Raw genomic sequence first — 25272 nt, 5'->3', positions numbered from 1 at the left:
CGCTGCGCCGCTTGGATTATCCTTGCAGGCCTATGCCCGCCTCCACGCCCAACCCCTCCCCCATCCCGAAAACCCCGAAGTCCAGAAAATCCAGCAAGCCAGCCCCGGCCTTGGCCGCGCTTCACTACCGCGTCGAACTTGGCGACCTGCACGCCCACCTGTTTCAGGTCACGCTGACGATTGCCAGGCCCGCCGCGCTGCAGCGCGTGTCGCTGCCGGCGTGGATTCCAGGCAGCTACCTGGTGCGAGAGTTTTCCAAAAACCTGCAGGGCCTGCAGGCGCACCAGGAGAGCCGCCATCCGCAGCCGCTGGCCGTCGAACAACTGGACAAATCCAACTGGCAAATCGCCTGTGCGCCGGACAGCGCGCTGGTGCTGCGCTACCTGGTGTATGCGCACGACAACTCGGTACGCACCGCCTGGCTGGATGCAAGCCGCGGCTTTTTCAACGGCACCAGCGTCTGCCTGAAGGTCGAAGGCCAGGAGGTCCTGCCGCATGTGCTGGAAATTCCTGCGGCCAAGGCCATGGACGGCTGGTCGCTGGCCACCGGATTGACGCCGCAAGCCATCGACAGCCGGGGTTTTGGCCGCTACCAGGCGGCCGACTACGACGAGCTGGTCGACAGCCCGGTCGAAATGGGCGCGTTCTGGAGCGGCAGTTTTACTGCGCGCGGCGTGCCGCACCGTTTTGTCGTGGCCGGCGCGGCCGACAGTTTCGACGGCGCGCGGCTGCTGGCCGACACGCAAAAAATCTGCGAGGCCGAAATCCGCTTCTGGCACGGCAAGCGCAAACCGCTGCATCAAAACTACCTGTTCATGCTGAACGTGGTCGATGACGGCTACGGCGGGCTGGAGCACCGCAATTCCACAGCGCTGATCTGCAACCGCAAAGACCTGCCGCGCCAGGGCGATCCGAAAACGAGTGACGGCTACGCCACATTGTGCGGCCTCATCAGCCACGAGTATTTCCACACCTGGAACGTCAAGCGCCTGCGCCCGGCCGAGTTTGAACACTACCAATATGGCCAGGAAAACTACACCGAACTGCTGTGGTTCTTTGAAGGATTCACCAGCTACTACGACGACCTGCTGCTGCGCCGCGCCGGGCTGCTGGACAACGCCGGCTACCTGAAGCGGCTGACCACCACCGTCAACCAGGTGGCGCAGGCGCCCGGCCGGCAGGTGCAGTCCGTGGCCGAGGCGAGTTTTGACGCCTGGGTCAAGTACTACCGGCCTGACGAGAACACGCCGAACGCGACGATCAGCTATTACACCAAAGGCGCGCTGGTCGCCCTGTGCCTGGACCTGACGCTGCGCAGCGAAGGCCGCACCACGCATGAAAAAACACTGGACGACGTGATGCGCGCGCTGTGGAAGCATTGCAAGGCCGGGCCGATGCGCGAGCTGGACGTGGCCAGCGTGCTGGAAACGCTGGGCCTGCGCTCCTTTGCGCCCGAACTGGCCGCCTGGGTGCATGGCCGTGACGAGTTGCCCCTGAAAATCCTGCTGGAGCAGCATGGCGTGACGGTGCTGGATGAACCGGCGCAACTGGCGCAGCGGCTGGGCCTGCGCGTCGCTGAAAACCACAGCGTCCAGGTCAAAACCGTGCTGCGCGGTGGCGCGGCTGAAATGGCGGGTTTTTCCGCTGGCGATGAATGGCTGGGGCTGGAGTTGATCGGCAAGCCGGTTTCATCAAAAACAGGCCGGCAACCAGACGCGGGGTGGCGCCTGAACAAACTCGATGACCTGCTGCTGTATACCGGCGATGCAAAAAAGGTCATGGCGCTGGTGGCGCGGGACAAGCGCCTGCTGCGGCTTGAACTGACCTTGCCGCCTGCGATCACGACCTGGCGGCTGGCCGTCAAGAACGAGGCGCGGGTCAATGAATGGCTGGACCCCAGCGGCACATCCGTCTGACTTTCCATCCCGGCATGCGCGGCTTCCCGCATCCTCTTTGCTACTGAATCAATAGCTGTTTGTGCATGCCAGACGTTCGGAAGATGCCTTTTTGATGCTGAAAATTTGCTTGCCAGCCAAAACAAAGGCATCCTTCAGCTTGCGCCCGACTACTCGCCCCTGAAGGCCGCTGGCCGCTTTTCAAGGAAAGCCGTCACGCCCTCGATGTAGTCGTGCGTCCGCGACAAGGCCGACTGCTGGTCGCGCTCCTCGTCGAGCTGCCGGTCCAGCGTCCGGGTGATGCCTTCGCGCAGCAGATGCCGGGTTGCCACCAGCGCTTTGGTCGGCATGACGGCCAGCCGCTGGGCCAGCGCAATGGCGGCGGCCAGCGGGTCGTCAGCCACGTCCCAGACCATTCCCCACTCCCTGGCCTGCGCGGCCGGCAGCTTGTCGCCGGTCAATGCCAGCCCCATGGCGCGCGCCAGCCCCAGCTTTTGCACCAGCAGCCAGCTGCCGCCCGCATCGGGAACCAGGCCGATCTTGCTGAAGGCCTGGATGAAGCTGGCGGTCGGCGCGGCCACCGCCATGTCGCAGGTCAGCGCCAGCGACGCGCCAGCGCCTGCCGCCACGCCATTGACGGCGGCCACCGTCGGCATGCGCAGCGCCAGCAGGCGGCGCGCCGTCGGGTTGAAGGCCTGCTCGATCAGCGGCCCGGGGTCGGCGCGTTCGACCAGATTGGGACCGGGTGCGAAATCAAACTCCGACAGGTCGGCACCGGCGCAAAAGCCCCGGCCCGCGCCGGTGATGACCAGCGCACGGATCAGCGGATCGGCTTCGGCCCGGTCCAGCGCGGCCCACAGGTCGTGGTGCATCTGGCGGCTGAAACTGTTCAGTGCTTGCGGACGGTTAAGCGTCACGATGGCAACGGCGCCCTGGGTGGCATACAGCACCGTGGATTCGGTGCGGGGTTCGGATTCTGGATGGGTCATGGTTTTCTCCTGCATCGAATTTAGCATTGCCGGCCGGCCTGGGCCGGACCAGTTCTTGCTACCTTGCGGGGATGGCATGATGAAAGGCTTTACAAGGACCGAACCATGACCTATGAAACGATTGTCACGTCTACCCAAGGGCCGGACGCCCGCCAGGTAGGCATCATCACGCTGAACCGGCCCAAGCAGCTCAATGCGCTCAATGACCAATTGATGGGCGAGCTGGGTGCAGCACTGAAAGCCTTCGACGCCGACGACAGCATCGGCTGCATCATCCTGACGGGCAGCGAAAAGGCCTTTGCCGCCGGCGCCGACATCGGCGCCATGGCGACGTACAGCTTTGCCGATGTCTACAACAACGACTACATCACGCGCAACTGGGAACAAATCCGCAACGTGCGCAAGCCGGTGATTGCGGCGGTCAGCGGCTTTGCGCTGGGCGGCGGCTGCGAACTGGCGATGATGTGCGACTTCATCATTGCCGCCGACAACGCCAGGTTCGGCCAGCCCGAAATCAAGCTGGGCATCATTCCCGGCGCCGGCGGCACGCAGCGCCTGCCGCGCGCCATCGGCAAGGCCAAGGCCATGGACCTGGCGCTGACCGGCCGCATGATGGATGCGGTGGAAGCCGAGCGCGCCGGGCTGGTCAGCCGCGTCGTGCCGCTGGAAAAACTGATGGACGAGGCGCTGGGCGCGGCCTTGATGATCTGCGGCTACGGCCAGCCGAGCGTCTTTGCGGCCAAGGAAGCGATCAACCGCGCCTTCGAAAGCGGCCTGAGCGACGGCGTGATGTTCGAGCGGCGCCTGTTCCACGCGCTGTTTGCCACCGAGGACCAGAAGGAAGGCATGGACGCTTTCGTCAACAAGCGCAAGCCGGCTTTCAAGCACCGTTAGCATGCGCCGGTGGGCCGCCCGGTGAATTTCAAGCATCAAAACAGGCTTTTTCGCTCTCTGGACTTGGGCTTGCAGCTATTTATTCAGTAGCACATGATGATGTGCCGTACAGACTGACGTGGTGAAAATTCATGCCAATATCGTGCGTCGAAACCGCTGCGAAAATTGGCTATAATTTGGCCCTTCAGGTGATATAGCTCAGTTGGTTAGAGCGCAGCATTCATAATGCTGATGTCGGTGGTTCAAGTCCACCTATCACCACCACCACTTCCGACAAAGGCCGCTAAGGACATATCCCTAGCGGCCTTTTTCATTGATGAATCAACAATTTACAGTGCAGGGAACGCTAAAGCGCGACATTGACAGTCACGCCATAGCGGGGGAACATACGGGGGAACAAGTGGGGGTAAATCGGGGTTTTGGGACAGTCGTTCCCCCGTTCCCCAATGAGCAGCCCCTTTTTTCCTGTTCCCTCTGTCTGGAGTTGTTCCCCATGCTGACCGATGTTCAATGCAAAAACGCCCAATGCCCGCCCGGTAAGGCCCGCGCCCGTGTGGCCTGTTCTGGAGGGCTGTACCTGGAGGTTAGCCCGGCAGGATCGAAGCGATGGTTCTGGAAATACCGCAAGGACGGAAAAGAAGGCCGCATGGCACTGGGCAGTTACCCAGACGTGGGGCCAAAGGCAGCTCGACAAGCACGCGATGATGCCAAAGCCCAAAAGTCAGACGGGCGAGACCCGGTAATGGCCCGCAAGGTGGAAAAGCTCAAGGCCATGACCCCCAGCGGCAACACGTTCAAGGCCGTGGCCCTGGAGTGGCACGCGCTGAAGGCTGACGGCTGGAGCGCCAGCCACGCCATCCGGGAAAAGCGCAATTTCGAGAATGATCTGCTGCCCTACTTTGCGGCCCGCGCCATTGGTGAAATTGAGGCCATCGAGCTGCTGGCCGTGATTCGCCAAGTGGAACAACGCGGGGCGCTTGAAGCGGCGCACCGGGTATTCACGACCGCCGGGCAGATCTGGCGCTATGCCGTGGCGACAGGCCGGGCACAGCGCGACGTGACCCCGGACATTCGCGGCGCATTGAAGCCGCACCGAGGCAAGCACTTTGCCGCAATCACAGAGCCGATAAAGTTGGGCGGGCTGATACGGGCCATCCGTGCCTATCAGGGCGGGACCATTGTCAGGACGGCATTGCAGCTTGCCCCCATGCTGTTTCAGCGGCCCGGTGAATTTCGCGGAATGGAATGGGCAGAGCTTGACCTTGACGCAGCGCTGTGGACAGTGCCCGCCATGCGGATGAAGCGCACCAAAGACGGCAAGGAAAACGGCGAGCCGCATCTGGTGCCCCTGCCCACGCAAGCCGTGGCGCTGCTGAGGCAGTTGCAGCCCCTGACCGGCCACGGTGCGCTGGTCTTCCACGGTGAACGCAGCCACGACCGACCTATCAGCGACAACACCCTGCGGACAGCGCTGCTGACGCTGGGTTATGGGAAAGACGTGCAGAGCGTTCACGGCTTCAGGGCGACGGCGCGCACGCTGCTGGCCGAATCGCTTGACCTTGACCCGCTGGTGATCGAAGCGCAATTGGCCCACGCCGTGAAGGATGCCAACGGGCGGGCCTACAACCGCACCCAGTACATGAAGCACCGCGCCGACATGATGCAGCGCTGGGCCGACTACCTGGACAAGCTGGCCGCCGGGGGTGATGTGCTCCAGTTCAAAGCCGCTTAACACTTTTCGCCAGCCCTAGCCATCGCCTAATTACCGATGGTGAAAACCCGCTTCCCCTGGCGGGCCGGGCTGGTACCTATTTTCAGGGGCGCAAAGGGAAGCGCGTGATCGAAAAATTTGAAATACCACACGGGTATGTGCTCAGGAAAGCCGGTGGCCGACCACCCAAAGATGCGAGAAACATCGCTATTTTTCTGGCCAAACACTTCCAAACAAAACACCTTGGGAATTCCGCAAGGAAGGCTGATGAATGGATTCTTAAACAGTGGTCGACTCGTGGATTGACCGATGATGCGCACGTCAGACGCGCCTGCAGGGAGGCCAGTCCGCTGCTGAATAAGCATTTCATAATTGCCTCAAGCGACGGCCTGGCGTTCGTTAAAGCCGTCGAAGGTCCGATTAAAAACGGCTCTAAGGGCTGGATATGGGCTGATGGCCTACTGGAGGCTTTTCCAGTAGAGGTTAAAAACTTCGAAGCAACGACTCACAGTGAAAACTATAATTTTTCGCCTTTAGCCCTTGCGGCGCGGTCATTGTTTGCTATCTAAAAAGGGGGGCCATAAAGTATTTATGACCGGCCAATAACACTTTTCGACCTTACGAAGAACAATCCGAGCCAGCACATTAACCCCTATCGCAACAACGGCAGATAAAGCCGGATAGGGGTATCAAATGTCAATTCTCAGAATGCCAGCCGTCAAGGCTGAAACCGGGCACCGTAGCCACGCCAGCATTTATAACGCCATCAAGGCCGGGCTGTTCACCAAACCCGTGCCTATCGGCCAGCGCTCTGTCGGCTGGCCCGATTATGAAATCAAGGCCATCAACGCAGCACGCATTGCAGGCCAGCCAGAGGACGCCATCAAAGCCCTGGTGAACCGACTTCACGCCAAGCGCACAGACGTGCTGGTGCAGGCGTAAGGGGCGGCACGATGATGACCGCCATCAATCGCATGCTGCTTCTGGTCTGGTGCGCTGCACCTGGCCGCTGGTTCAAAAAGTCGAGGGTTGCCAAATGAGCGCGCCCAAAAGAAAAGCCGTCGGGGGCTACCACACCACCACGACGGCTATCAAGATTCACACGGCAAATGTAGCACCAGGACAGAAAAAACGCTACACGGCGCTGAAACGCTGTGCTACATTCCTCGCATCCCCAGAACTGCTGGGGCCGGTGCTTAATAACACTGTCATTGATTCCGGGGCATTTACGCACGCCTTAAGTTGCGTTTTTTCACGTCCGAATACTTTGGTTTACGGGCGGGATGGGCTTGTCCGCAAGGCTGGCCGCATGGCGGAATCCATGTTATTAACATCCCGTCCACCCTATGCGCTTAATAACGCAAACGGTGGCTTTTTGTCTCATTCCGGAGCCGAAGCCATGACCTCTGTCAACACCCCCACCACGTCCACACTGGACACCATCGCCCGCCAGCAAGCCATTGAAAACGCCCTCACCACGGCGCTTTACTTCATCCGCCTGCCAGGCACCCCATCGGCATTGCACGCTGCAACTGGCCGCGCAAACCGCGCCCTGTCCATGCTGAAACAAGCCTGCAGCGAAGCCAAGATCGGCGGTGCTGCATGAACGCCGCAACCACCACCCCATTCACGCCGGTTCATTCCGTGGTTCGTCATGCCGATGGCAGGCTTACCCAGCGGGGCGAATTGTCGTTTTTCACCATCGAGCTGAACCGCCTGGGTGCCTTCAAAAGTGAAAATTGTTTTGATGTTCCGGCAGAAGATTACTGCGCTGGCTGGCTGACAGGCCACCGCTGCGCTGCTGAATTGTTGGCCGCGCTGGAATGCACTAATGGGCCGCGTATCGACGTGACAAGGGTCATCGAGGACGCCATCCATGCAGGCAACGACCCCACGGGCAAGCCGGGGCGGCGCGGTGCGTCTGCTGCCTTCATGGAAGTCATGGCGGAGGCCGTCAAATTCATGGGCAAGCACGGCAATAACAGGCCGTGGCTGGAACGCAAGATTGAAATGGCAGAAAAACAGCGCGACTTCTATGCAGAACGTGAAGCCCGGCATCGTGCCGAATTCAACACCCGCATGAAGAGTGCCCGCCAAGCGAAGCGCACAAAACAAGCAGAAAAGGTGGCAGCATGAGTACCACCGACCAATTCAGACAATCCATCGCCGCCGCTGGCTTGGCCCCACACGGTGATCTTGACCTGGCAGGCGACGGCAAGCTGCAGCGCTACCGCATCGATGGCGACAAGGCGGGCAGCCGCAACGGCTGGGCCGTGATGTACAGCCATCCAGTGATGGCTGGCGCGTTCGGCAGCTGGAAAACCGGCGAGTCGCATACATGGTGCGAGCAGCGCACAAGCAAACCGGCCACACCGGCAGAACAGGCAGAAATGCACCGCCAAATGTTTGCCATGCGGGCGGCGCGGGCGGCTGAGCAGGCCAATGTGCAGGCGACGGCACGCGAGCGGGCGGCAAAGCTGTGGGCCTTGGCGCATCCAGCCACGAATGCCCATCCCTACCTGCAGCGCAAGCAAATCGGCGCGTATGGCATTCGCCAATTGAACGGCGCGCTGGTGATCGCGGCGCGTGATGTGCGTGGCGAGCTGCACACGCTGCAGTTCATCGGCGCGGACGGCTCGAAACGCTTTCTGACTGGCGGGCGCATCGTGGGCTGTTACTTCGCCATCGGCCGGCCGGTGGATTCACTGCTGCTGTGCGAGGGACTGGCGACGGCGAGCACCTTGCACCAGGCAACCGGGCGGGCCGTGGCCGTGGCCTTCAACTGCGGCAATCTGGTGGCCGTGGCGAAGGCGCTACGCAGCAAGTTTCCGGCATTGCGGATGATCGTCTGTGCAGACAACGATTTTGCGACGCAGGGCAACCCCGGCGTGACGCATGCGCAGGCAGCGGCGCGAACCGTGGGCGGCTTTCTGGCCGTGCCCAAGTTCCCGGAGGTGTCGGCATGAACGCGACCGACTTCAACGACCTGGCAGCCATGGCGAGCATTGAAGAGGTGCAGCGGCAAATTGACCAGGCCGTGCCTTCGGTGGAGCCGCCCGTCTGGCCTGACCCTATCTTGCCGGGCACGCTACGCACGCCGCCTATTCCGCCTGAGGTGTTGCCGTCGTGGATGGCCGATATGGCGCGGGCCGTGTCGGCAAGCACACAGACGCCGCCCGCCCTGGCGGTGATGTGCGGATTGGCAGTGCTGGCCACGGTGCTTCACCGCCGGTTCGAGGTTTCACCCTTTGGCGACAGCTACACCGAACCGCTGGCGCTGTGGACCCTGAGCGCATCCCCCAGCGGGACGCGCAAATCAGCGGTCTTGAATGCCATGCTGGGGCCGCTGGTGCGCTGGGAAAAGCTACTGCGGGACCGGATGCGCAGCGATATCGCCAAGGTCAACGCCACAAGGGCGGTGGCAAAAAAACGCATCGAGCGGCTGTTGCAGGACGCCGCCAAAGCCAAAGAACCCAGCGAGCGCGAAGCCATCCGCGCCGAGGTGGAGCGCGAGGAAACCGAGATGCCCGAGGAGATACGGGCACCGCGTCTGTTCACGGGCGACACGACCGCCGAGCGGCTGCAGGCAATGCTGGTAGAGCACGGCGAGCGCATGGCGGTGCACTCAGATGAGGCGGGAATCTTCCTCATCATGGCTGGTATCTACAACGGCGGCGCGGCGAATATCGACGTGTTCCTGCAGGGCCATGCGGGAACGCCCATGCGGGTTGACCGGGCCGGGCGGTCTGCCCATGTGGACAAACCAGCGCTGTCCTTTGGCCTGATGCTGCAGCCTGACGTGATGTCAGAGGTGGCCGGATCATCGCGCTTTCGGGGTTCCGGGCTGCTGGCGCGGTTTCTGTACGCCATGCCAGCGAGCAACGTGGGCACGCGGGATGTGCGCAAGCACACGCCCATCCCTGAGGAGGTGGCGGCTGAGTACCAAGACTATCTGTTCAGCCTATTGGAGGGCGTGCCTGGCGCGGTAGAAGCACCCAAGGTGCTGACCCTGTCCGAGGCTGCGCGTGATGTATGGCTTGACCTGGCCGAGGAGATCGAGCACCAGCAAGGCGAAGGCGGGCGCTATGAATCCATCAACGACTGGACCAGCAAGCTACCTGGTGCAGTGGCGCGCATCGCTGCGGTGCTGGAGCTGGCTGAGACAGGGCTGCAGGCTGTTGAGGTAAGCCATGCATCAATGGACAAGGCGCTGAAGCTGGGTAGGCTGCTGATACCTCATGCGCAAGCGGCTTTCGGTCTGCTTGGCACCGACGCCGTGGACAACGATGCAGTGGCCATCCTCAAATGGATCCGTGCCAACGAACGAACCGACTTCACCAGGCGCGAATGCCAGAAGGCGCAGGAGGGGCGCTTTCGCAGCATGGACCGTCTGCAGAAGGCACTGGCGCGACTGGAGCAGCAGGACGTGGTGCGCGAGTTCAAGCGCCATAACAAGGGTGCACCACCAACCACTGCCTACAGCGTCAACCCAAAGGTGCTGGCGACATAACCGGGTTTGTCGCAATAAGCTATTTTTTAACCTTTTTCTTTCTATATCAATGACTTACAGCCATATAGCCGTACGCACCACGACAATGTCGACAAACTCGACAGACCGGGGCGGGAAACTGAGTGTGTCGAGTTTGTCGACATTGTCGTTAGGGGTAGAGGTGGCTGGCCGATGTGGCCATGTGCGCCACCTACCCCCGTCATCGGGTCCTAGTGGAGGTCCGCCAGCCAAGGGTAATTCGAACCGCGTGAAACCGTTAGCGCATGAGGTTGGCAAATGGTGAACGGTGAACGTGTTGAAGTGAATACACGCTACCCGGCAACCATTAAAAACCCGAAAAAGGAGAGCACTACGAATTCAGTGATTTGTGCCTGGTGGCACCAACCCCCCACGGCAATAACCCCGCTGCAGGCCTTGCGCATTGCCGTCGATTGTCTGGAGACGAACCGCGTCGTACCTGGAGACGCAGCCGTCATCGTGGCCCGTGCATTTCGGCAATACTTGGACGGTCAACTCGACATTACCGGGAATCTGGGATTGCGTCCAAGGCAAGGAGGGGCGCACGACGTGCCCGCGAAGGTGGAGCGTCGGATGGTTCGGGACGCCGCCATCAAACACTTGTATGACGCGCAGCCAGAAGGCTGCAAGACGGCAAAAGCGCAGCAGGTGGCCGATATGCTGAAAACCCCGCCTGACGCCAGCCAGGTGACCGAGGCTGATGTTTTTGCTTATCTTTTGAATTTGCATCAGCAGTTCGGCACGGAATTGCCGAAATCCATGCGCCAGGTATTGCGCGTGGTTGAGGGCAAGCCCTGACAGTAAATCGTCTTGTGTGTCATTGGAGGGTCTGGGGTGATGATCGATTCATCACCTCCATACCCATCCATGAAAACACCTCCATTTATTGAAATCAACGATGCCGGAATTTCCTTTCTGGCTGACCGGCCCATCAAGCCAACACACCCGGCAGACAAGCCGGTTCAGGTGTCAATCCACCGCGACCTGAGTATCAAGATTGAAGGCCCTGGCTTTTCCGCCGCTACCCAGCTGAGCGAAGACGCTGCCTTTGGCCTGGCGTCTATGCTGATTTTCACCTTGCGCGACAGACAGTTCAAATGAACGCGCTGTACCGTAAGGCAAGCCTGGGCCAAGCTGATCTTGATGCGCGGTCCGTACCCGTGGTGATTGCCACGGACACGCCGTATCAGCGCAACGGCTATATCGAAGTTCTCGATATGTCGCGGGTAGACCTTTCTCGCGGCGACTTGCCGCTGATCGAATCACACAACGCCAATCAGTTGAATATTGGCATCGTGCGCAATGTTCGCGTTGACGGCAACAAATTGCGCGGCCTGGCCATCTTTGGTCAATCTGCCCGAGCCAGCGAGATTTTGGCCGACGTGAGCGCCGGAATCGTTACAGGCGTTTCAGTCGGCTACATGACCGACGAGGGCACGCCTTTGACCATCAATGGACAAGCAGTCCGAAAGTTCGGCTTTCAGCCTTTTGAAGTCTCTGCCGTGGCTGTACCAGCCGATACGGCTGCAGGATTTTTTCGCCGTCACACCCTTTCCCTTCCGCAAAAACAAACGCAAGAAACTCCAATGAAAACTACTGACTTACCCCTTGTTGCTGAAACCCGTAATCACGCCGCTGAAATCAGCGCCATCGCTGCCGTCATGCCAGGCGGTGCCGAGCTGGCCATTCGCTCCATTCAGGCCGGCCATACGGTCGAACAGTTTCAAGTCGAAGCCATCCGTGCCATGTCCAACAAGCCGCTGGTAACTGCGGGTTGCGCGGATATCCAAACAATCACCCCTGAGTCTGGCAGCATGAACGTGCTGCGCAGCGCTGACGACTTCCGGGCGCATTACGCCAAGCGCGCGCAAGGCGGCGAAGCGCTGGGCTTGACGGACTTCATTCGCGGTATTGCCCGCATGAAAACCACCGCAGCCGCCGCCCGTGCGCTTTCTGTGGGTGTTGATTCGTCAGGAGGCTACGCCGTTCCCAGCCTGGTGATGCCTGAAATTCTGGCTGCGCTGGTGCCTGCGTCTAGCTTGTTGCAGGCAGGTGTCGGCATTGTTCCTCTGGACGAGGGCGCTAAAAATTATTCGTTCGCGGCTGTGGATGCATTGCCCGTGGCCGGATGGCGCAATGAAAACGATGATGTCGTCGACAGCGCCCCGACCTTCAAAAATCTGGTCGTCACACCGCACAGCCTGGCGTTCATCGTCAAAATCAGCCGTGAACTGCTGGCCGATGCAACCAACATCGACAGCGCACTGCGTGAAACCATTGCGCAGGCGTTCGCCAAGGAAATCGACCGCGTGGGCCTGCGTGGCAGTGGCATCACGCCAGTGCCCCGAGGCCTGCTGAACACGGCCGGTGTCAATGCCGTCATCAACGGCGCAAACGGCGCGGTGCTGGCCAGCTATGGCAACCTGTTCAGTGGCGTTCAGGCCATCCTGGGCGCTGACGCGCCGATGCCCAACGCGGCCATCATGTCCCCGCGTTCGCTGGTCAAGCTGGGCGCATTGGCAGACACGACCGGCCAGCCTTTGCAGGTGCCGTCCATGCTGCAAAACCTGAAGATCGTGGGCACATCGCAGGTGCCGGACAACCTGACGGTGGGCACCAGCGCTGATTGCTCTGAAATCTACATTGGTGACTTCACAAAAATGGCACTGGCCATGCGGGAAAACCTGAGCATTCAGGTGCTGGAAGAAGCCTTTGCCCAAAAAGGCCAGATCGCTTTCCTGTGCCATGTGCGCATGGATACCGCCGTGTTCTACCCCAAAGCCTTCGCTTTGGTGACTGGCGTTCGCTAAGACAGTTTTGACGGGGATTAGTCGGCGAGTGCCCCTTATGCGGTGACGCAAAACCCCGACAGCCAGCGGTATACATTTCGGGTGCGTGGCTGGCACCTATTTCCAATCAAGCCTGGCAAGACCGGGCTTTTTTGCGTTTGCCTGAAGCAGTCTGTCGAGTTTGTCGACATTGTCGATGGGGTAGTGGGCTGGGGCTGAATGGTGCCGGACTGACCTGTGGCAAGCCGACGACAGCGAGAATTTATTTAAAAAGGAGTCGGCGCTGACTTCATCCGGCGCGATGTTTCAAAACAGGCAAAAAAGGGGGTAGCAGAAGCAAAGCGGGGGAACAAACGGGGGAACAAAATGAGGTTTTTAAAAGTGAAACCCCCTATCCATGCGGGTTTCCAGCCATCCTTCAATCGTACCTATCACCAGATACTGAAAAGCCCCGCAAGTCCATGACTTGCGGGGCTTTTTGCTTTTCCGGCCAGCCCGTGGCGCGATCAGACGCCTTCGCGTGCCATCTTCATGGCTTCTTTCAGAATGGCGAGGTCGCCAATATGGTTGGACAGCAGCAGCACCAGCCGGGCGTTGACCATGGCGCTTTGCTCGTCGCTCAAGCCTTGATGGGTGTCAATCAGCATTTCATAAAAATCGTCGCCGGCTGAAAAGGCGTGGCGGTAATGCTTGCCGATCTTGGAAAAATTAGGGTTCAGGTTCAAGGTCATGCCGGCTTTCTCATGAATGAAGGGTCGCGCTTGCACGGGCCAGCGCCGCCCGGACGGTGTCCAGCTCAAAATTACGCCAGCGGGCAGCGACATGCTGGTCAGGGCGCAGCAAATAGACCGTTCCGGGCTGGCTGTCATAGCGCTCGGCAAAGCGACCGGCGCTGTCCCTGAAAACCCGCAATCCCTCGGGCGCCCTGCCCGGCCCGGGTGAAACCAGCACGACCTCTACCGGAATCGCACCAGCCGACAGCGCATGGAAGGCGTTAAGCGTCGCCGCGTCAAGCGCGGTCGGGTCGCTGACACAGACCAGCGCCATGAAACGGCCACCGACGCGGTCCAGCAACCAGCACGCCTGACCGTCTTCCTGCATCGGTGCATCGTCCATCGCCGCGCCAGGCTGCATGCTGCCCTCAAACGGGTCGCTGTCCGGCGTGTTCAGCCGTGACGCGCTCAGGCAGGCCGGCACCGACAAGCGACCGGAATTGACCAGCGCCCGGGCAAACGCATGGTCCTTGGCCAGCGTCAGGACGGCATTGCGGAACATCAGCGAGGTCTTGCTCTTGGGCGTGATGAAGTCGGTCGAGCGCGTCGAGTTCATGAGGTTTTCGTCGGCGGCAAAGCCGCGCTCTTCGCAATAGCTGTCAAGCAGCGCCTCGGGTGCCTGGCCGCCAATCACCAGGCTGAGCTTCCAGGCCAGGTTGTCGGCGTCCTGGATGCCGGAGTTGGCGCCGCGCGCGCCAAACGGCGACACCTGGTGCGCGGCATCGCCGACAAACAGCACACGCCCATGCCGCAACTTGTGCATGCGCCGGCACTGGAAGGTGTAGACGCTGACCCATTCCAGCTCGAACGGACGGTCATCGCCGAGCATCGCCTGGATACGCGGAATCACGTTTTCAGGTTTTTTCTCTTCTTCCGGGTCCGCCTGCCAGCCCAGCTGAAAATCGATGCGGTAAACCTGGTCGGCCTGACGGTGCAGCAGCACCGACTGGCCACGATGAAAGGGCGGGTCGAACCAGAACCAGCGTTCATGGGGAAAGTCGGCCTTCATCACCACATCGGCAATCAGGAAGCGGTCCTTGAACACCTTGCCGTCGATGTCCAGCTTCATCATGCGGCGAATCGGGCTGCGCGCGCCATCGGCCACCACCAGCCAGTCGGTTTCCAGCGTATAGACGCCATCGGGCGTTTCGACCTGCAAGGTGGCGCCTTGGCCATCGGGCGCAACGTCCACCACCTTGTGGCGAAAGCGCAGTTCCAGGTTGGGCAGTTCCCGGGCGCGCCTGACTTCGAACTCTTCAAGGTAATACTGCTGCAGGTTGATCATGCCCGGGCGCTTGTGGTCGGGCTGCGGCAGCAGGTCGAAATGGTAGACCTCCTGGCCCTCAAAAAAGGTGCGGCCAACGTTCCAGCTGACGCCTTTATCGATACAGGCATTGCCGACGCCCAGCCGGTCCAGCACCTCCAGCGTGCGCTTGGCATAGCAGACGCCGCGCGAGCCAAGCGACACGGTGTCATCGTCATCGAGCAACAACACCGGCACGCCTGACTGCGCCAGGTCAATCGCCGCCGCCAGTCCGACTGGCCCGGCACCGACCACTACCACCGGATGGCGCCTGGTTTCGCCGCTCTTTTGCTCGGGCGGCTGGACATAGTCGTATTTCGGATATTGGTAGGTGCTCAGCATGGTGGCCTGTCTTTTGGTGATAGTTCCCGCTGCATCCGCAACACAGCGCAAGGCGGGTGCAAAAATCAGCCGGCAGCCTGCAGGCCGTGCCACATTTCGCGGTCGCGTTCGGCGGTCCAGATGCGCGGATGCTTGATGCCGCTGGCCTCGTCGACCGCGCGCGTCACGTCAAACGGCAGGCAGTGCTCGTAGATGAAGACCTGGCCGAACTTCGGGTCCATCGCCTTGCGTGCGTGCGCCATGGCCTGGTTCAGGTTCATGCCCTGGGCCACCGCTTCCCGGGCAGCGCCCAGCAGCGTGGTGACGAAATCGCGGGTGTAGTCCAGGCCTTCGGTGACGCGTTCGGGCGTCAGCAGCGCCGGGCCGCGTCCGGGCACCAGCTTTTGCGCGCCCAGCGCGGCCAGCACATCGAGCGTAGCCGGCCATTCCTCCAGCTGGGCATCACCGGTGTAGCAGGCGGCGTCAGCTTCGACCAGGTCGCCGGAGAACAGCACCTGCTCGGACGGCACCCAGACGATCGTGTCGCCGCGCGTGTGGCCGGCGCCGGGGTGCATGATCTTGACTTCGAGCGAACCCATCCACAGCGTCATTTCGTCCCTGAACACCAGCGTCGGCCAGGTCAGGCCGGGAATCGAGTCGAAATTCTGGAACAGGCGCGGAAAACGCTCGTATTCGGACTGGATGTCCTGGGCGCCGCGCTCGACGATCATTTCATAGGTGCCCTGGCTGGCAATGATTTCCTGCAGGCCGGCATCGAGGTAGCCCGAAGCCCCCAGCACCCGCACTGCGTGGTAGTGCGACAGCACAACGTACTTGATCGGCTTGTCGGTCACGCGGCGGATTTCGGCAATCAGGCCCTGGGCCATGACGGGGGTGGCCAGTGCATCGCAGATCAGCACCGAGTCGTCGCCGATGATGACGCCGGTGTTTGGGTCGCCTTCGGCGGTGTAGGCCCAGCAATGTTCGGACAGCTGGAGAAAGGTGGTTTTTTTGACTTCAAGGTCGGCCACGGAGGCGAAGGCTGGGCTGCTCATGGAAAACTCCTTTTTAAATATGGCTTGAAGCATAGACTTAATTTAAACATGGTACAACTCATTTGTTGATGACAAATTTTCAGTCGACTACGCAAGATGGCCAAAGGAATTCAATGCAGAACGAAGAAAAAGAAAGGCGCGGCATCCAGTCGATCGAAGTCGGCGGGCAGTTGCTGGCGGCGCTGGCCGACTCGGGCAGCGCGATGACCCTCAAGCAGCTGGCCGAAACGGCCCGGATGACCCCCGCCAAGGCGCACCCCTATCTGGTGAGCTTTGGCAAGATCGGCCTGGTGGCGCAGGACCCGGTGTCCGGCCGCTACGGTCTGGGTGCGCTGGCGCTGCGCATGGGCATTGCCGGCCTGCGCCAGCTCAATCCGGTCCGGCTGGGCATGGCCGCTGCGGTGGCGCTTGAGCAGCGGATTCACCACACGGTGGCGCTGTCGGTCTGGGGCAATGCCGGCCCCACGGTGATTCACCTGGAGGAATCGAGCCATCCGATCCACATGAACCTGCGTCCCGGCACCGTGATGGCGCTGACGACCGCCACCGGCATGGTGTTTGGCGCCTACCTGCCGGCCGAGAAAATGCAGCGCTTCGTCGAGCAATCGATGCATCCGCAGGCCTTTGCGCAGGTCGTCGGCGCCCTGCGCAGCTGGCCCAAGATGCAGCCCGACCTGCAGGAAGTGCGCCTGCGCGGCATGGCGCGCGTCATCGGGCAACCGATACCGGGCGTCAGCGCATTCGCCGTGCCGGTGTTCGACCACAACGGCCAGGTCGCGCTGGTGTTGACGGTCATTGGCCCGACCGGCGGGTTCGACCCCGACTGGCAAGGCGAGAACGCCCGCATCCTGAAAGACGTCGCAGGCGGCATTTCGGCACGGCTGGGATTTTCGGAACCGAACCCGTGAGGGCAGTGCGCTTCACGCCCTGCTGATCAGGTCGGCGCTTGCCCGCGGGCTTCATGGCAAGGCCGCTGCGCAAGGCGCAGCAAGCGCCTGAAGCCGGCCGTGCAGGCGTCGCTGGAGTTTTGGCTTCGACCCACATCGACACCGGATTTTGCGTGGGCGAACGGTGATCGACCGCGCTTTCGAAAGACTGGGCAGGCTGGGCGACAAAGCAGCCGGCGCAGGGCTGATGGCTGAGGCGTTCGAGACGGCCCGCAGCGGTGAGGCACTTTGTCTGCCGCTGGCGCAGGCACGTAAAACCCCAACCGCTGTTGCCCGACCCGTCCCCTTGACCAGGATCAAAATACGATGCCAGGCAAAGGCGTAATCTTCCGGCCGTGCGATGAGCCTGCTCCGGGCCTCATGCCAGAACCCTGATCCCGCATGGCCTCCTTTTCACTTCCCCCCGATACCGCAGCGGCTGCCCCGGCTGTCGCGCCGCAGCCCGCCCCCTTTGAACTGGTCTGCCCCGCTGGCAGCCTGCCGGCGCTGAAAGCAGCGGTCGACAACGGCGCCAGTTGCGTCTACCTGGGCCTGCGCGATGCGACCAATGCCCGCAATTTTGCCGGCCTGAACTTTGACGAAGCAGCGATTGCCACCGGCATCCGCTACGCCCATGAACGCGGCTGCAAGGTGTTCATGGCGCTCAACACCTACCCTCAGGCGTCCAACCCGGGCCTCTGGCGCACGGCGTTGGACAAGGCGGCGGACCTGGGCGTGGACGCGGTGATCCTGGCTGATCCGGGGCTCATGCAGTATGCCGCGTCAACCTACCCCACGCTGCGCCTGCACCTGTCGGTGCAGGGTTCGGCCACGAATTACGACGCCATCAATTTTTACCGCGAACAGTTCGGCGTGGTGCGCGCCGTGCTGCCGCGCGTGCTGTCGCTGACGCAGGTGGAGCAGGTGATCGAAAAAACGCCGGTGGAAATCGAGGTGTTCGGCTTTGGCAGCCTGTGCGTCATGGTCGAGGGACGCTGCGCGCTGTCGTCGTATGTGACGGGCGAGTCGCCCAACACGCATGGCGTGTGCTCGCCAGCCAAGGCGGTGCGCTGGCAGCAAACGCCCAAGGGTCTGGAATCGCGCCTGAACGGTGTGCTGATCGACCGTTATGCCGATGGCGAAAACGCCGGCTACCCCACGCTGTGCAAGGGGCGATTCGATGTCGGCGATGATGAAAACTATTACGCCATCGAGGAACCCACCAGCCTGAACACGCTCGAACTCCTGCCCCAGCTCATGAAGATGGGTGTTCGCGCCATCAAGATCGAAGGACGCCAACGCAGCCCGGCCTATGTTGCGCAGGTGACCAAAACATGGCGTGAAGCGATTGACCATTGCATTGCCAACCCGCACCGTTACGCCCCCAAGCCGGCCTGGATGACCAGCCTGGACAAGGTGGCTGAAGGCCAGCAGCACACACTGGGCGCTTACCACAGGCCCTGGAAATGACGATGACTCCTGCTTTGAAACTTGCGCTCGGTCCGCTGCAGTACTACTGGCCGCGTGACACCGTTTTCAGCTTTTACCAGGCGATGGCCGCCACACCGGTCGATGTGGTCTACCTCGGCGAAACCGTCTGTTCGCGCCGCCATGAGTTGCGCCTGGCCGACTGGCTGGACATCGCTGCCAGGCTGCAGGACGCCGGCAAGGAGGTGGTGCTGTCCACGCAGGTGCTGCTCGAATCGGGCGCCGAGGTGGGCACCATGCACAAGATTGCCGCCAACGGCAATTTTGGGGTCGAAGCCAACGACATGGGCGCGGTGCAGCGTCTGGCGGGCAAGGTGCCGTTCGTGGCCGGGCCGCAACTCAACCTCTACAACCTGCCTTCACTGCAATGGATGGCGTCGCTGGGTGCGAGCCGCTGGGTCATGCCGCTGGAGATGAAAAAGGACGATCTGGCCGTATTGCAGCAAGGCCGGCCCCAGGGACTGCAAACCGAAGTGTTTGCCTATGGCCGCATGCCACTGGCTTTTTCGGCGCGCTGCTTCACCGCGCGGCACCGCAACCTGCCCAAGGACGACTGCCGCTTCAGCTGCCTCGATCACCCTGACGGCCTGCTGCTCAAGACGCGCGAGAGCGAAGAGTTCCTGGTGATCAACGGCACGCAAACCCAGTCGTCCAAGGTGTACAACCTGGTCGATTCGCTGGATGAGATGCGCGCGCTCGGTGTCGATGTGCTTCGCCTAAGTCCGCAGGCGCAGCACATGAGCGACATCGTGGCCCTGTTTGACGCGGCCCGAACGCAGGCACTGGCGCCGCACGAGGCGCTGGCGCGCATGCAGCCGCTCATGCCGGCGCCGGGATGCAATGGTTACTGGCACGGTCGCCCGGGGCAAGAGCTTATCAAGGCGGTCGTCGCGGCCTGATCTACCGATGTACCACGGCGAGCGCTTCAACAGCATCAGCCACCTGGTGGGTGCGGCGCTGGCGCTGGCCGGCTCGGTGGTGCTGATCGTGCTGGCGGCGCGCCTGGGCGACCCCTGGAAAATCGTCAGCTTCAGCATCTACGGCGCCATGCTGGTGCTGCTTTATGTGTTTTCCACGCTTTATCACAGTGTGCGCGGCCCGGCCAAGAATGTGCTGCGCAAGTTCGACCACTGCTCGATTTACCTACTGATTGCCGGCACCTACACGCCGTTTGCGCTGGTGTCGCTGCGCGGCATCTGGGGCTGGTGGCTTTTTGGCGTGATCTGGGGGCTGGCGCTGGTGGGTATCGTCCAGGAAATCTGGCTGGCCAAAGGCGCGCGCATCGTCTCGCTGATCATTTACATCCTCATGGGCTGGCTGGCCATGGTGGCGGTCTTGCCGCTATGGAAGGCGCTCACGCCGGCCGGCTTTGCCTGGCTGGCAGCGGGTGGCGCCTGTTACACACTGGGCATTGTTTTTTATGTACTGGATCACCGGGTGCGCCACGGCCACGGCCTGTGGCACCTGTTTGTACTGGGCGGCAGCATCTGCCACTTCTTCACCGTGCTGCTTTACGTGGCCTGACTCACCGGACCGAAATGACTGCAACTTCTTCTTTTGAAATGCCCCGCCCCGTGGGCGCGCTGCTGTCCCGCCTGCCGGCCTATCCGGGCTCGCTGTTGCTGGTCAGCGGGTTGAACCTGGTGCTGGCCAAACAACTGCCTGACGACGTGCGCCAGCTGTTGCTGGACAAAAAACTGCGCATCCATGTGCGCGATGCCCGCCTGACTTTTGACTTTGGCTGGACCGGCCAGCGCTTTGCCGCCTGCCCGAAACAGCAATCCACCGATCTGACCCTCAGCGCCAGCGCACACGACTTTTTGCGTCTGGCGCAGCGCCAGGAAGACCCCGACACGCTGTTCTTCAGCCGCCGCCTGTCCATCGAAGGCGACACGGAACTGGGCCTGGTCGTGAAAAATGCGCTCGACGCTCTGGAGCTTCCCGTGTTCGACCTGCAGCAATTTGCGCCGCACCAGGTGCTGGGGCGCTTGACGGCATGGCGCTCGCGAACGGGATCATGAGTGCACAGAACAACCCCCTGCCCTTGGTGTACGCCTGCTCGGGCTGCTCCAGTGCCGCGCAACTGGCCAACCATGTCGCAGTGCGGCTAGACCGCAGCGGCGTGGCCGAAATGTCGTGCATTGCCGGCATCGGCGGCGACGTGCCCAGCCTGCTCAAGACGGCGCGGTCGGGCCGGACCATTATTGCGCTCGACGGCTGCCCACTGGTCTGCGTGAAAAACAGCCTGGCGCGCCACGGCATCACGCCCGGACGGCATTACCAGTTGCAGCAATATGGCATTAAAAAACGCCTGCATGAAGACTTTGACATCGCGCAGGCCACCACGGTGCTAGAACAGGTAAAAGCCGACCTATCATGCGAAAGCTGACCTATCCATTGAAACACCGGGCAAAAAGCCATCCATTGACATGACAAACGCATCTCTCCAGCAGACATTCGCAACCCGCACTCCGGACCTGGCTGCCCCATGAGCACCGCCTTCGCCCACATTTCCGCGCCACGCCGCATCATCGTCGCCATCTCGGGCGCCAGCGGTGCCGTTTATGGCGCGCGCCTGCTGCAGGTGCTGCGTGATACCCCCGGCGTCGAGTCGCACCTGGTGGTGTCGGACACCGGCTGGCGCAACATCGAGCATGAACTCGACATGGACCGCGACTTCATCGAAGACATGGCCGACGAAGTGCATGACGCGCACAACCTCGGCGCGGCCATTGCCAGCGGCTCCTTTGCCTGCAGCGGCATGGTGATTGCACCCTGCTCGATGCGCACGCTCGCGGCGGTGGCGCATGGCCTGAGCGACAACCTGCTCACGCGCGCCGCCGACGTCATGCTCAAGGAGCGCCGCCGCCTGGTGCTCCTGGTGCGCGAGTCGCCGCTGCACGCCACGCACCTGCGCAACATGCTCAGCGTGACCGAAATGGGCGGCATCATCTGCCCGCCCGTGCCCGCGTTTTACCTGCACCCGCAGTCCATCGGCGACATCGTCAACCACAGCGTAGCCCGCGCACTCGACCTGCTCGACGTACCGCACAACCTGGCCAAGCGCTGGGAAGGCATGGAGTTGGCTGAAGCAGCCTGAGCAAGCACCAGCGTCCGCGTCCGCGTCCGCATCCGAACCCGAACCCGAACCCGCTCCTGAATCAAACCCGTCCTGGCCGGGCCTGTGATGACCGGCAAAAGCGGGATCAGGGCCGCGCGCTGATTGAGCCGCAGGCGAGTTTGCGCGGACCCCCGCTTTTGCCGGGCAGCGCAGGTTGCCCGAAGCGAAGGGACCCGGACTGCGGGTCGCCTTTCTTTTGCTTACTTTTCTTTGGCGATAGCCAAAGAAAAGTGAGTCGCCGCCGGGCGATTCCCGGCCCCGGAACTCAAACCAGTCAACCAGTCAACCAGTCAACCAGTCAACCAGTCAACCACTATAAAAACAATAGCTACCCGCGCATACCCAGAAAGCGCAAACGTCAATTTTCACCAAAAATCCCTCGCCCCAGCCATCCCCCAGAGGGAGAGGAAGTAAAACCAAAAGCCAACCCATGCCCTACCAAGACCTGCGCGACTTCATCGCCCAACTGGAGCAGTCCGGCGAGTTGCGCCGCGTCAGGCAGCCGGTCTCGCCGCACCTGGAAATGACCGCCCTGTGCGACCGAGTGCTGCGCGCAGGCGGCCCCGCCATCCTGTTCGAGCAGCCCACCGGCCACACCATGCCGGTGCTGGCCAACCTCTTCGGCACCCCGGCCCGCGTGGCACGCGCCATGGGCGTGGCCGACCTGCAGGGCCTGCGCCCGTTCGGCGAGCTGCTGGCCGCGCTGAAAGAGCCCGAGCCGCCCAAGGGCTTCAAGGACATGCTCGGCATGGGCGGCCTGCTGAAAACCCTGTGGAACATGGCACCCAAAGAGCGCAGCTCGGCCCCTTGCCACGACGTGGTGTGGGAAGGCAACGATGTCGATCTGGCCAGGCTGCCGGTGCAGCACTGCTGGCCCGGCGATGTGGCGCCGCTCATCACCTGGGGACTGGTGATCACGCAGGGGCCGCACAAGGCGCGGCAAAACCTGGGCATCTACCGCCAGCAGGTGCTCTCGCGCAACCAGCTCGTCATGCGCTGGCTCGCGCACCGGGGCGGCGCGCAGGATTTTCGCGACCATGGCCTGGCCCATCCCGGCCAGCCGTATCCGGTGGCGGTGGCGCTGGGTGCCGACCCGGCGACCATTCTGGGCGCGGTCACCCCGGTGCCCGACAGCCTGTCCGAATACCAGTTCGCCGGCCTGCTGCGCGGCGCGCGCACCGAAGTCGTCAAGGCGTTGGGCGTGCCGCTGCGCATACCCGCCTCGGCCGAGATCGTGCTCGAAGGCCATATTTACCCCGACGCCAGCCACAAGAGCGGCTTTCAGCATGCGCTCGAAGGCCCGTACGGCGACCACACCGGCTATTACAACGAGCAGGCCGAGTTCCCGGTGTTCACCGTGGACCGCATCACGCTGCGCCGCGACCCGATCTACCACTCAACCTACACCGGCAAGCCGCCCGACGAGCCCGCCGTGCTGGGCCTGGCGCTCAACGAGCTGTTCATTCCGCTGCTGCAGCGCCAGTTTCCCGAAATCCTGGACTTTTACCTGCCGCCCGAAGGCTGCAGCTACCGCATGGCCGTGGTGAAGATCAAGAAAGCCTATCCCGGCCATGCCCGGCGCGTGATGATGGGCGTGTGGAGCCACCTGCGCCAGTTCATGTACACCAAGTTCATCGTCGTGGTCGATGACGATGTGAATGTGCGCGACTGGCGCGAAGTCATCTGGGCCATCACCACCCGCATGGACCCGGCGCGCGACACCCTGCTGGTCGAGCACACGCCGATCGACTACCTGGACTTTGCCTCGCCGGTGAGCGGCCTGGGCAGCAAGATGGGCCTGGACGCGACCAACAAGTGGCCCGGCGAAACCCAGCGCGAATGGGGCCGCACCATCGCCATGGATGCCGATGTAACGGCGCGCATGGACGTCTTGTACGAGTCGCTGGGCCTGTGATTCCATTTCCAGATCATTTCTAGATTAGGCGCGAAGCCGCAGACAGTGCTGCAGCACGGCAAGGCGAAGCAACGACCTATCGGAATGATTTGGAAATGGAATGACCCTGCCGCAGCTGTCGCCTGCGTGATGACAGCAAGCCCAAGCCGCTTCGACAATGGCGGATGGACTTTTCCCACTCCCCCACAGCGCAAGAACTCAACCAGCGCCTGGAAGCTTTCCTGCAGCGCTACCTGCTGCCCTACAACCCGGCCTGGCACCACTCGGTGCAAAACGGCATCTACCCGCCGCCCTTCCTGGAAGACCTCAAAAGCCTGGCCCGCGAAGAAGGCCTGTGGAACCTGTTCCTTCCCGGCCTGAAGGCGCACGAGCCCGGCACCCGGCTGTGCAACCTCGACTACGCGCCGCTGGCCGAAACCATGGGCCGGCTGCCCTGGGGCGCCGAAGTCTTCAACTGCAGCGCGCCCGACACCGGCAACATCGAGCTGCTGCACCGCTTTGCCACGCCAGCGCAAAGCGCCCAGTGGCTCACGCCGCTGCTCGAAGGCACGATCCGCTCGGCCTTCGCCATGTCAGAACCCGACGTGGCGTCGTCCGACCCGACCAACCTGCAAACCACCGTGCGTCGCGACGGCGACCAGCTCGTGATCTGTGGCCGCAAATGGTTCATCACCGGCGCGGCGCATCCGAACTGCCGGCTGCTCATCGTGATGTGCCGCAACGAGGGCGATGGCGCAGCCCCGGATTCGCCGCAACGCCACCACCAGCACAGCCTGGTGCTGGTGCCGCTGGACACCCCCGGCGTCCGGGTGCTGCGCAACATTGCCATGCTGCACCACCACGCGCCCGAAGGCCACTGCGAGATTTTGCTGCGCGACGTGCGCGTGCCGGGCGAGAGCCTGCTGGGCGGCTGGGGCGACGGTTTCGCGATGGCGCAGGCGCGGCTCGGCCCCGGCCGCATCCACCATTGCATGCGCACCATCGGCCAGTGCGAACTGGCGCTTGCGCTGGCCACCGAGCGCACGCTGGAGCGCCAGGCCTTTGGCCACTACCTGGCCGATTATTCCAATGTGCAGGACTGGATCGCCGAGTCGCGCATCGAGATCGACCAGGCGCGGCTGCTGGTGCTGCATGCCGCCTGGCGGCTCGACCAGGGGGAAGCGGCCAACGCGCAGGCCACGCGCGCGCAGGTGGCCGCCATCAAGGTGGTGGCGGCGCGGCTGCAAACCCGCGTGGTGGACCGCGCCATGCAGGTGTTTGGCGCGATGGGCCTGTCGCCCGATACGCCGCTGGCGCAGTTCTGGACCTGGGGCCGCGCGCTGCACCTGATGGACGGACCCGACGAAGTGCACCTGCGCAGCGTGGCACGGCACGAACTGGCGCAGGCGCGCAGCCGCATGGGCGAATCCAGCGCCTGGTTCACCACGCCCGAACAACTGCAGGCGCCGCCGCGCATCCGCTGAAAACCCGGCGCTGGCAGGCATGGGGCGCTGGCAGCCCCTGCCCGCCAGCATGGAGAAATTCCGGTCTGAGATAATGGCCGGCTTTCCCAACCACAGCCTCT

25 protein-coding genes and 1 tRNA gene are annotated in these 25272 nt (G+C 62.3%); 22 read left to right on the top strand and 4 right to left on the bottom strand.

What is annotated here, in order from left to right; all coding sequences use genetic code 11:
- The first annotated feature begins 32 nt into the window (after positions 1-32).
- Complete coding sequence (locus GZ092_RS00300) at positions 33-1916, top strand: peptidase M61 (protein WP_293633482.1); 1884 nt, start codon at positions 33-35, stop codon at positions 1914-1916.
- Between the two features lie 149 nt (positions 1917-2065).
- On the opposite strand, the gene GZ092_RS00295 is transcribed toward GZ092_RS00300, so the two are convergent.
- A complete protein-coding gene (locus GZ092_RS00295; protein WP_293633480.1) occupies positions 2066-2884 on the bottom strand; it encodes an enoyl-CoA hydratase-related protein in 819 nt (272 codons plus the stop codon).
- A gap of 105 nt (positions 2885-2989) precedes the next feature.
- Between GZ092_RS00295 and GZ092_RS00290 the strand changes: the two genes are divergently transcribed.
- The 12 genes from GZ092_RS00290 to GZ092_RS00235 all read left to right on the top strand — a co-directional run bounded on the left by GZ092_RS00290 (position 2990) and on the right by GZ092_RS00235 (position 12827).
- Entirely contained in the window at positions 2990-3778 is a 789-nt protein-coding gene (locus GZ092_RS00290; RefSeq protein WP_293633478.1) for an enoyl-CoA hydratase, read from the top strand.
- A 187-nt stretch (positions 3779-3965) separates the two neighbouring features.
- A tRNA-Met gene (locus tag GZ092_RS00285) sits at positions 3966-4042 on the top strand.
- Between the two features lie 229 nt (positions 4043-4271).
- Positions 4272-5510 (top strand): integrase arm-type DNA-binding domain-containing protein, encoded by a 1239-nt coding sequence (locus tag GZ092_RS00280; protein WP_293633476.1) that lies wholly within the window; start codon positions 4272-4274, stop codon positions 5508-5510.
- A gap of 104 nt (positions 5511-5614) precedes the next feature.
- Complete coding sequence (locus GZ092_RS00275; RefSeq protein ID WP_293633474.1) at positions 5615-6058, top strand: hypothetical protein; 444 nt, start codon at positions 5615-5617, stop codon at positions 6056-6058.
- Positions 6059-6182: 124 nt separating this feature from the next.
- Entirely contained in the window at positions 6183-6431 is a 249-nt protein-coding gene (locus GZ092_RS00270; protein WP_293633472.1) for an AlpA family phage regulatory protein, read from the top strand.
- Positions 6432-6525: 94 nt separating this feature from the next.
- Positions 6526-7095 (top strand): hypothetical protein, encoded by a 570-nt coding sequence (locus GZ092_RS00265; protein ID WP_293633470.1) that lies wholly within the window; start codon positions 6526-6528, stop codon positions 7093-7095.
- Positions 7092-7625, top strand: a complete 534-nt coding sequence (locus GZ092_RS00260; protein WP_293633468.1) for a hypothetical protein — start codon at positions 7092-7094, stop codon at positions 7623-7625. The genes GZ092_RS00265 and GZ092_RS00260 overlap by 4 nt, the downstream gene beginning before the upstream one ends.
- Complete coding sequence (locus tag GZ092_RS00255; RefSeq protein WP_293633466.1) at positions 7622-8455, top strand: toprim domain-containing protein; 834 nt, start codon at positions 7622-7624, stop codon at positions 8453-8455. The genes GZ092_RS00260 and GZ092_RS00255 overlap by 4 nt, the downstream gene beginning before the upstream one ends.
- Positions 8452-9999 carry a YfjI family protein gene (locus tag GZ092_RS00250; RefSeq protein WP_293633464.1) on the top strand — a complete coding sequence of 516 codons (1548 nt, stop codon included), beginning with the start codon at positions 8452-8454 and terminating at the stop codon, positions 9997-9999. Before GZ092_RS00255 ends, GZ092_RS00250 begins: the two co-directional genes overlap by 4 nt.
- Positions 10000-10275: 276 nt before the next feature.
- The gene (locus tag GZ092_RS00245) at positions 10276-10815 is read left to right on the top strand and encodes a hypothetical protein (RefSeq protein ID WP_293633462.1); all 540 of its coding nucleotides are present in this window, start codon (positions 10276-10278) and stop codon (positions 10813-10815) included.
- A gap of 69 nt (positions 10816-10884) precedes the next feature.
- Positions 10885-11118 carry a hypothetical protein gene (locus GZ092_RS00240; RefSeq protein ID WP_293633460.1) on the top strand — a complete coding sequence of 78 codons (234 nt, stop codon included), beginning with the start codon at positions 10885-10887 and terminating at the stop codon, positions 11116-11118.
- Positions 11115-12827 carry a phage major capsid protein gene (locus GZ092_RS00235; protein ID WP_293633458.1) on the top strand — a complete coding sequence of 571 codons (1713 nt, stop codon included), beginning with the start codon at positions 11115-11117 and terminating at the stop codon, positions 12825-12827. The genes GZ092_RS00240 and GZ092_RS00235 overlap by 4 nt, the downstream gene beginning before the upstream one ends.
- A gap of 485 nt (positions 12828-13312) precedes the next feature.
- Here the strand turns inward: GZ092_RS00235 and GZ092_RS00230 are convergent, their stop codons facing one another.
- From GZ092_RS00230 to GZ092_RS00220, 3 genes are all read right to left on the bottom strand, one after another.
- Entirely contained in the window at positions 13313-13537 is a 225-nt protein-coding gene (locus GZ092_RS00230) for a DUF2783 domain-containing protein (RefSeq protein WP_293633456.1), read from the bottom strand.
- 10 nt (positions 13538-13547) lie between these two features.
- On the bottom strand, positions 13548-15224 hold the full coding sequence (locus tag GZ092_RS00225) for an FAD-dependent oxidoreductase (protein ID WP_293633454.1): 1677 nt from the start codon (positions 15222-15224) through the stop codon (positions 13548-13550).
- A 65-nt stretch (positions 15225-15289) separates the two neighbouring features.
- Complete coding sequence (locus GZ092_RS00220) at positions 15290-16258, bottom strand: MBL fold metallo-hydrolase (protein WP_293633452.1); 969 nt, start codon at positions 16256-16258, stop codon at positions 15290-15292.
- Positions 16259-16371: 113 nt separating this feature from the next.
- Between GZ092_RS00220 and GZ092_RS00215 the strand changes: the two genes are divergently transcribed.
- From GZ092_RS00215 to GZ092_RS00175, 9 genes are all read left to right on the top strand, one after another.
- Positions 16372-17166 carry an IclR family transcriptional regulator gene (locus GZ092_RS00215; RefSeq protein WP_293633450.1) on the top strand — a complete coding sequence of 265 codons (795 nt, stop codon included), beginning with the start codon at positions 16372-16374 and terminating at the stop codon, positions 17164-17166.
- 420 nt (positions 17167-17586) lie between these two features.
- Positions 17587-18654, top strand: a complete 1068-nt coding sequence (locus GZ092_RS00210) for a peptidase U32 family protein (protein ID WP_293633448.1) — start codon at positions 17587-17589, stop codon at positions 18652-18654.
- Positions 18655-18668: 14 nt separating this feature from the next.
- Complete coding sequence (locus GZ092_RS00205) at positions 18669-19571, top strand: U32 family peptidase (RefSeq protein WP_293633858.1); 903 nt, start codon at positions 18669-18671, stop codon at positions 19569-19571.
- Between the two features lie 7 nt (positions 19572-19578).
- The gene (locus GZ092_RS00200) at positions 19579-20196 is read left to right on the top strand and encodes a hemolysin III family protein (protein WP_293633446.1); all 618 of its coding nucleotides are present in this window, start codon (positions 19579-19581) and stop codon (positions 20194-20196) included.
- A 14-nt stretch (positions 20197-20210) separates the two neighbouring features.
- Entirely contained in the window at positions 20211-20693 is a 483-nt protein-coding gene (locus GZ092_RS00195; protein ID WP_293633444.1) for an SCP2 sterol-binding domain-containing protein, read from the top strand.
- Positions 20690-21061, top strand: a complete 372-nt coding sequence (locus GZ092_RS00190; protein ID WP_293633442.1) for a putative zinc-binding protein — start codon at positions 20690-20692, stop codon at positions 21059-21061. The genes GZ092_RS00195 and GZ092_RS00190 overlap by 4 nt, the downstream gene beginning before the upstream one ends.
- A gap of 99 nt (positions 21062-21160) precedes the next feature.
- On the top strand, positions 21161-21772 hold the full coding sequence (locus GZ092_RS00185) for a UbiX family flavin prenyltransferase (RefSeq protein WP_293633440.1): 612 nt from the start codon (positions 21161-21163) through the stop codon (positions 21770-21772).
- Between the two features lie 451 nt (positions 21773-22223).
- Entirely contained in the window at positions 22224-23708 is a 1485-nt protein-coding gene (ubiD, locus tag GZ092_RS00180) for a 4-hydroxy-3-polyprenylbenzoate decarboxylase (RefSeq protein WP_293633438.1), read from the top strand.
- A 164-nt stretch (positions 23709-23872) separates the two neighbouring features.
- Complete coding sequence (locus GZ092_RS00175; protein WP_293633436.1) at positions 23873-25171, top strand: acyl-CoA dehydrogenase family protein; 1299 nt, start codon at positions 23873-23875, stop codon at positions 25169-25171.
- Positions 25172-25272 lie beyond the last annotated feature (101 nt).

This window comes from Polaromonas sp., assembly GCF_010365105.1.
Classification (GTDB): domain Bacteria; phylum Pseudomonadota; class Gammaproteobacteria; order Burkholderiales; family Burkholderiaceae_C; genus Polaromonas.
Note: the sequence above shows the minus strand (reverse complement) of the source record. Positions and strands in the feature narration are given on the sequence as shown.

What these genes read in the sequence shown, in the direction of transcription:
- GZ092_RS00215 (WP_293633450.1), top strand. Translation starts at nt 16,372, where the DNA reads ATGCAGAACGAAGAAAAAGAAAGGCGCGGCATCCAGTCGATCGAAGTC.
- GZ092_RS00265 (WP_293633470.1), top strand. Translation starts at nt 6,526, where the DNA reads ATGAGCGCGCCCAAAAGAAAAGCCGTCGGGGGCTACCACACCACCACG.
- GZ092_RS00290 (WP_293633478.1), top strand. Translation starts at nt 2,990, where the DNA reads ATGACCTATGAAACGATTGTCACGTCTACCCAAGGGCCGGACGCCCGC.
- GZ092_RS00245 (WP_293633462.1), top strand. Translation starts at nt 10,276, where the DNA reads ATGGTGAACGGTGAACGTGTTGAAGTGAATACACGCTACCCGGCAACC.
- GZ092_RS00230 (WP_293633456.1), bottom strand. Translation starts at nt 13,537, where the DNA reads ATGACCTTGAACCTGAACCCTAATTTTTCCAAGATCGGCAAGCATTAC.
- GZ092_RS00195 (WP_293633444.1), top strand. Translation starts at nt 20,211, where the DNA reads ATGACTGCAACTTCTTCTTTTGAAATGCCCCGCCCCGTGGGCGCGCTG.
- GZ092_RS00250 (WP_293633464.1), top strand. Translation starts at nt 8,452, where the DNA reads ATGAACGCGACCGACTTCAACGACCTGGCAGCCATGGCGAGCATTGAA.
- GZ092_RS00175 (WP_293633436.1), top strand. Translation starts at nt 23,873, where the DNA reads ATGGACTTTTCCCACTCCCCCACAGCGCAAGAACTCAACCAGCGCCTG.
- GZ092_RS00220 (WP_293633452.1), bottom strand. Translation starts at nt 16,258, where the DNA reads ATGAGCAGCCCAGCCTTCGCCTCCGTGGCCGACCTTGAAGTCAAAAAA.
- GZ092_RS00300 (WP_293633482.1), top strand. Translation starts at nt 33, where the DNA reads ATGCCCGCCTCCACGCCCAACCCCTCCCCCATCCCGAAAACCCCGAAG.
- GZ092_RS00185 (WP_293633440.1), top strand. Translation starts at nt 21,161, where the DNA reads ATGAGCACCGCCTTCGCCCACATTTCCGCGCCACGCCGCATCATCGTC.
- GZ092_RS00235 (WP_293633458.1), top strand. Translation starts at nt 11,115, where the DNA reads ATGAACGCGCTGTACCGTAAGGCAAGCCTGGGCCAAGCTGATCTTGAT.
- ubiD (WP_293633438.1), top strand. Translation starts at nt 22,224, where the DNA reads ATGCCCTACCAAGACCTGCGCGACTTCATCGCCCAACTGGAGCAGTCC.
- GZ092_RS00240 (WP_293633460.1), top strand. Translation starts at nt 10,885, where the DNA reads ATGAAAACACCTCCATTTATTGAAATCAACGATGCCGGAATTTCCTTT.
- GZ092_RS00255 (WP_293633466.1), top strand. Translation starts at nt 7,622, where the DNA reads ATGAGTACCACCGACCAATTCAGACAATCCATCGCCGCCGCTGGCTTG.
- GZ092_RS00225 (WP_293633454.1), bottom strand. Translation starts at nt 15,224, where the DNA reads ATGCTGAGCACCTACCAATATCCGAAATACGACTATGTCCAGCCGCCC.
- GZ092_RS00190 (WP_293633442.1), top strand. Translation starts at nt 20,690, where the DNA reads ATGAGTGCACAGAACAACCCCCTGCCCTTGGTGTACGCCTGCTCGGGC.
- GZ092_RS00280 (WP_293633476.1), top strand. Translation starts at nt 4,272, where the DNA reads ATGCTGACCGATGTTCAATGCAAAAACGCCCAATGCCCGCCCGGTAAG.
- GZ092_RS00270 (WP_293633472.1), top strand. Translation starts at nt 6,183, where the DNA reads ATGTCAATTCTCAGAATGCCAGCCGTCAAGGCTGAAACCGGGCACCGT.
- GZ092_RS00200 (WP_293633446.1), top strand. Translation starts at nt 19,579, where the DNA reads ATGTACCACGGCGAGCGCTTCAACAGCATCAGCCACCTGGTGGGTGCG.
- GZ092_RS00295 (WP_293633480.1), bottom strand. Translation starts at nt 2,884, where the DNA reads ATGACCCATCCAGAATCCGAACCCCGCACCGAATCCACGGTGCTGTAT.
- GZ092_RS00260 (WP_293633468.1), top strand. Translation starts at nt 7,092, where the DNA reads ATGAACGCCGCAACCACCACCCCATTCACGCCGGTTCATTCCGTGGTT.
- GZ092_RS00210 (WP_293633448.1), top strand. Translation starts at nt 17,587, where the DNA reads ATGGCCTCCTTTTCACTTCCCCCCGATACCGCAGCGGCTGCCCCGGCT.